At 44.7% G+C, this 5,351-nt stretch carries 6 protein-coding genes; 1 reads left to right on the top strand and 5 read right to left on the bottom strand.

What is annotated here, in order from left to right; all coding sequences use genetic code 11:
* The 4 genes from RH85_RS17810 to RH85_RS17795 all read right to left on the bottom strand — a co-directional run.
* Positions 1-533 (bottom strand): Eco47II family restriction endonuclease (locus RH85_RS17810; protein WP_039949297.1); only part of this gene is annotated, 533 nt, incomplete at its 3' end.
* 97 nt (positions 534-630) lie between these two features.
* Complete coding sequence (locus RH85_RS17805) at positions 631-1,518, bottom strand: replication initiation protein (RefSeq protein ID WP_006714103.1); 888 nt, start codon at positions 1,516-1,518, stop codon at positions 631-633.
* A 184-nt stretch (positions 1,519-1,702) separates the two neighbouring features.
* Complete coding sequence (gene mbeA / locus RH85_RS23815) at positions 1,703-3,103, bottom strand: plasmid mobilization relaxase MbeA (RefSeq protein ID WP_006714102.1); 1,401 nt, start codon at positions 3,101-3,103, stop codon at positions 1,703-1,705.
* Positions 3,093-3,428, bottom strand: coding sequence for a plasmid mobilization relaxosome protein MobC (locus tag RH85_RS17795; RefSeq protein WP_039949295.1), 336 nt, complete (start codon positions 3,426-3,428; stop codon positions 3,093-3,095). The genes mbeA and RH85_RS17795 overlap by 11 nt, the downstream gene beginning before the upstream one ends.
* Before the next feature lie 483 nt (positions 3,429-3,911).
* Between RH85_RS17795 and RH85_RS17790 the strand changes: the two genes are divergently transcribed.
* Positions 3,912-5,165: a DNA cytosine methyltransferase gene (locus tag RH85_RS17790; RefSeq protein ID WP_006714099.1), complete on the top strand. Its 1,254-nt coding sequence runs from the start codon at positions 3,912-3,914 to the stop codon at positions 5,163-5,165.
* On the opposite strand, the gene RH85_RS22815 is transcribed toward RH85_RS17790, so the two are convergent.
* Positions 5,162-5,351 (bottom strand): Eco47II family restriction endonuclease (locus RH85_RS22815; RefSeq protein WP_039949294.1); only part of this gene is annotated, 190 nt, incomplete at its 5' end. The two genes, RH85_RS17790 and RH85_RS22815, sit on opposite strands and share 4 nt — an antisense overlap.

Raw genomic sequence — 5,351 nt, 5'->3', positions numbered from 1 at the left:
AGGTCATTGGCTGGGCAAAGATCTCCAGTTTCCTTATCTGATGGGGTAAATGGCTCATTATATCTCTCGGGCTTACGAGGTATAATTTGAACGAAGTAAGCAGTAAAACCTTTGAAGCCACTGTGCTTTGGCTTAACTAAATTCTCAAGAGATTTGTATTTATTCGACAAATCGCCACCTGTTACTGTCGAGTATTTATTCTTTACCTCAGCAATGATTTTACGATCTATGTTTTTCAGATCTACTACAGCACCAACGCCTAAATCTTCCCACCCCACGACATGACCTAAAATTTGTTGATGGAATGTTCCCACATGGTTTTGGATTGTCTTTTGGGTTTGTCGCATTAACTCAGCACTTCGCCAAGCTTCATGGTTTGCAAAAGCAGGAGCTTCAAATAGTGAACAGAAAGGATCGACTACATTTTTGTTGAAGTCTTTTTCAGCTTTATTTCGTTTTATTATGGTCTTTTTAACTAATAACCGAACTTCATGAAACAAGTCATCATCAGAGATAAATTTAAGTAACGCCATATGTGTGTATACGCTAAAGATAAAAAAACAAATCATACACTTAACATGAAAAAAAAATCATTAGAGAATTTACTTTCCGCTCCTTACTTCCGCTGCCTTATTGTTCACTTTTTCTTCTATAGTAGGTTGCTCTACTAATCCCAAGCTCAACCCAAGGCTTAGACTGCCTTGCTGAATCAATATTCATTTTCCTACCACCACCTTTCGAAACCTTACCGCCTTTCGCTCCCTGCTTGGCTTGCCATGCGCTGAACGCTGACGGGCTAAAGTGTTTGTGCGTCCACTTCGCGACACTCTTTGCCGTGTGTTTCACTTCGTTCTCAGGCAATGGCTGCTTGAACTGCTGCTTGTTGTAACCCATTGCACGAGTGAAACAGGCTTCAAGCCACTGTTCGTAGTCTGGCCAACCCTGCCGAATCGCTTTGTAAGACCATGTGGAGAGATATTCGAACAAGTTGCAGTTACGCCCCAGTCCATAATCTGGAAGTCGTTTCTGGTTGTTGTACGCGCTTAAATCGAGGTAATCCGCTAACCAGTCCAGCGAGTAGAGGTTGTTTTCCCACGTAGAAACGCGCCAGTGAGCGTTTAACGGGTTTTTACAGACAAGCCCAGCATACCCAATGTCTGCCCCTAATTTTTCGCGCAGCGCGCTTTCTACGGCCGCTGCGTAGCGTAATGGTTTGGACTTTCCATCGGGTGCAGTACGGATCGACACCTCAAGCCCATAAATCAAATGAGCGTGTCCATTCTCAATGTTGGTCGCGATGATATTGGGGGCGGGTGCGCCTGAATCGTACCAGCCCATTGTCGCGGTGGGCGTATCCACATCGAAAACGAGCCAGTATTTGTGTGTCGGTCCATTCGGCTGAATGTAGCGAGATTTCAAAGCGTGCTGAGCCTTAACGATGGACAAACCGTTCGTTAAATCATCAGTGTGGTAGGGCTTTACAGGTAAACGCGCCTGAAAGAGTGCTAATTGGTTCAAATATCACCGCGCAGATGGCGGTTCAGTGGTTGTACTTGGTGATCCATGTGTTAAACTCGCTTTAGGATTTATTCCTGAACCCTGATTTCGTATTTCTTCCGCCAAGTTGATGATACGAATCGGGGTTTTGTTTTATCTGGCTATCGTAACGCCTTATCGAGACTAGGGAAACAACAGAAAAATGTTATCTGCTAAAGCCCATTCCTTTAACGTGACGATCTAGCGATTTTTCGTGCTGTAATGCCTTTCCAACTGCTGGAGTTGATTGCTCAAGGTGTTGACCTGCTCGCTCAAGTTGCTGACTTGTTGGCGTAACGTGGCGTTCTCTTTCGAGGTAGTGTCGAACATTTGCGCCAAGTTGTTGTAAGCCGTCACAAAGTCTTTGTGTTGCTTCTCGTGTTGACTCTGCAAGTTTTCGAATGCGGTCAATAGCTGTTGTTCTAGCTCTGTCATGATTTAATACCCTTTCAAAATCCTGTACCCGTTCTGATAGGTCGGCGCGTTCTCGTCTATCTGGGCGCACAAACGTTTGTCGCAATTGCTGAACTGGATCTTGCCCCCGTTCCTCTCTAACCGTTCTATCGTGGCGTTCTGACGATTGATCTCTTGTTGGTTCGCCAGAATGATTTCCCCTTGCCACCAAATCACACCCATGCAAGCTGCCAGAACGAGAACGATAGTCAGGACTATCCATAACCAGCTTTTGAGAACTAACGCGCTCATGCGTTGATTCTGGACGCTTATATCGTCTTTGATTTTCTGCTCGCTTGATCTCAACGCCTGTTCGATAAACTTCTCGTGCCTCTCGAATTCGCTCTTGAGACGTTGCTCGGTATCGTGCGCTTGCTGCTTCGATTTCTTCTCGAAGTCCTGCGCCAAATTTAAAATCTTGCTCATAAATCTGCCCTTTCAATCGAATATTCCGTCCACCATCAGGATCGGCAATCGAGAGACTTTTTGAGGTCTGCCTTGCCACGGTGAAACCTGCGCCCTCAAGGGCATTTACCACATCTTTTCGAGTGCGTAACTCGCCGTTGCCGGCGAGAGATAACAATCCGTCTGTGATAGCTCTCGCGGCTTCTTGTTTGGAGGCTGGGAGATTGCGTGGAGTGGTCAATTCACGTTTGTTAATCGGATCATCGGGGTCATGCAGTTTTAAACTGGCATTCATCCCCGTTTTCCATGCGTTAATTCGGGGCTTATCCGCCTTGTCAAAGTAGGGCTGTAGCCGTTTACCTGTCTGCAACTCCACATTAGGAACAACAAAGTTCAGCTCTAATCGCCCCTTGTCTCGATGTTCTACCCAAAGACACGAATACTGATCCGCCTCAAGACCAGGCAACAACGCTTTTTCAAAACTCGACATGATCTTGTCTTTGGTCTGCCTATCGAGATCGGCCTCCTCGAAAGACAGAACGCCTGATGTGTATTTTTTGGCGTAAGGACTTGAATCAATCAGCGCCTGAATTTCGTCAGGGTCGCCGCGGTCAAGCGTTGCACCGTCACGGTTTCTATCTTTTCCAAGCAAATATTCAACAGGGCCAGAGCCACGCCCAGCGCCACGAGCATGAAATTTAACAATCATCGTGTATGTTCTCCGATTTAATCGAAGCCAACTCACGCTGAATACTCGCAAGAGCCGCAATGACTTGAACGCGATCAACGGGCTTCCATTCTTGGCTGTGAATGGCTCGCGCAATCTGGTTTAAGTTGTTACCCATTCCAGCAAGTTGACGCAGCAGCGCAGGGTCAACGTTCGGAACGGCATTAGCCCGAGGCACTTTCGTACCCAAGCAATGCTCACGCATCCATTCCGCAAGTCGGGGTTTGGGGCATCGAGCTACCAGCTCGTTGTATTCCGATTCGGTTGCACGAATCTTGATAATTCTCTCTCGTTTCTCCACGGGCATTCCTCTTTACCGCTGAGAAAAGTTAGCTCGGAACGAGGTCACTTTTCGAAGGGGTTAACTGGGGTAAAGGGGGCGTTAGCGCCCCTTTCCAGCTCACAGAGAAAAGAGCGAAGCGAGTGCACTCTGTGTATGCTGGCTTAATACATAAAGGAAGTATATCGCAGGTGGCAAAGCAGAACAAAAAAGAAAGGATGAGGAAAGGACTCATGTGGACAATGTTGGACGGACAAGCCGCCCACGCATTGACACACAATCGTCCTGAAAGACCGAAGGAATGACGAGATTGCGCTCCGCGCTCAATAGGTTTTTTTTGCTTCTACGCTGAAAAGAAAAAGCCCCTATCTGGGGCTATTATCTGATATGGCTTGTTTTGGTCTCACATGGGTCTCGCATAGTCATCTTCGACGAACCTTCAAAAGACTGGACCTTCTTACCAAAGTATGTATACTCCACCCCATCATTTTCATAGATGGAAGCGTCATAATGCTTGATGTCCATAACAAAGATTATTACACCTTAGAACTGCTAGCAGACATTCTTTCTGAATCCAAAAGAACTTTGGATAACTGGGTTAAGAATGGAAAAATCAAACCAACGTATTTCCCAAATTCAGATAAAACGTTCATCCACAAGGATCAAGTAAAAGAGCACCAAGAAATAAAAAGCCTAGAAGAAAGTAACTGGGATAGAGAACTTAAAACAAAGCCAAAAAGACAGTTCAACCTTGTAGAGCTTTTTGCTGGAGGTGGCGGTTTAGCTATTGGTATGGAACAAGCAGGATTACATAGCGTCATGCTTAATGAACTTGATAAATCTGCCTGTAAAACACTAAGGTACAATCGCCCTAACTGGAATGTCGTTGAAGGTGATATTGCCAACGTTGATTTTACTAGTATTTCAGAGAAAGTAGATATTGTAACGGGGGGGTTCCCTTGTCAGGCCTTCTCATATGCAGGAAAAAAACTGGGTTTTGAAGACACTCGGGGCACTTTATTTTTTGAGTTCGCACGAGCAGTAAAAGAACTTCAACCAAATATTTTCGTTGCTGAAAATGTTAGAGGCCTGCTAACTCATGATGATGGCAGAACAATGAATACCATCAGGAATATTATTGATGAACTTGGATATGTATTGGTTGAACCAAGAATTCTAAAAGCAATTTTTTTTAAAGTCCCACAAAAACGAGAGAGATTGATACTTGTAGGTATAAAAAAGGAACTTTCAGACCACGTAACATATAAATGGCCCTCGCCATATAAAAGAGTAATGACTCTTAAAGATGCTTTTTTTAGTGGCGAACTCTATTCTGAAGATGTTCCAAAATCTTTAGGTCAGGTTTACCCTGAAAGAAAAAGGGAAATAATGGATCAAGTACCTCCTGGTGGATACTGGAGAGATTTAAGCGATGAACTTCAAAGAGAATACATGAAGGCTAGCTACTTCTTAGGTGGTGGTAAAACAGGAATGGCTAGAAGACTGTCAATGGATGAGCCAAGTCTAACTCTCACGACATCACCAGCACAAAAACAAACTGAGCGATGTCACCCTTTAGAAACAAGACCCTTACAAACAAGAGAGTATGCAAGGGTACAAACATTTCCTGATTCATGGGAGTTTCAAGGGTCAATTGGCTCTATCTATAGGCAAATCGGAAATGCAGTTCCCGTCAACATGGCTGCTGCTATCGGTCGCTCAGTTGTTCGACTTTTGAATGATATTGAAGAAATAACTAATTAGTCACCGTAAGCCAACTCAAAATATTGTGCATAGTTGGGGATGTCATTAACCGTAAACGTGTCATCCTCCAACTCCTCTTGATACACCTTCTCAATCACTCTCGGTAAGACTTCGTGCAATTCTTTAAGCGCATCTCTCCGACCAGTGGCAAGGTCGTAAAAACTTGCCCCATCAATAACTCGAATC

Source organism: Vibrio ichthyoenteri ATCC 700023, assembly GCF_000222605.1.
Classification (GTDB): Bacteria; Pseudomonadota; Gammaproteobacteria; order Enterobacterales; family Vibrionaceae; genus Vibrio; species Vibrio ichthyoenteri.
This window is presented reverse-complemented; position numbering and strand designations above follow the sequence as displayed.